1 protein-coding gene is annotated in these 463 nt (G+C 55.3%); it reads left to right on the forward strand.

Translation table 11 applies throughout. The features are described 5' to 3' along the window. A partial coding sequence (locus ACFC20_RS17615; RefSeq protein WP_375194118.1) for an FAD-dependent oxidoreductase occupies positions 1-463 on the forward strand: 463 nt, incomplete at both ends.

Below are 463 nucleotides of genomic sequence, written 5' to 3' on the forward strand. Positions count from 1 at the left end.
CCGTGACACAACAAGACGCCACACCAAGCCTGCATACCTTTGATAGCGTGGTGGTGTGTGCAGGAGTGGGCAGCCGTGACTTTGCAGCTCAGCTAGGCGATCGCGTGAACATCTACCCCGTCAAAGGCTACTCCATCACCGTCAACTTGAACGATGAAGAAAGTCAATTGGGTGCCCCCACCGTGAGCTTACTGGATGACGAAACCAAGTTGGTCACCAGCCGCTTAGGCCTCAACCGTTTCCGCGTTGCAGGCACTGCCGAATTCAATGGCGTGAACCGTGACATTCGCGCAGACCGCATCCGCCCATTGATTGAATGGGTGGAACAATGTTTTCCCCGCGTTAACACACGCTCTGTAGTGCCTTGGGCAGGCTTGCGCCCTATGATGCCCAACATGATGCCTCGGGTGGGTCAAGGTAGAACTCCCAATGTTTTTTACAACACCGGGCATGGGCACTTGGG

Source organism: Marinobacter sp. (assembly GCF_041984545.1).
GTDB lineage: Bacteria > Pseudomonadota > Gammaproteobacteria > Pseudomonadales > Oleiphilaceae > Marinobacter.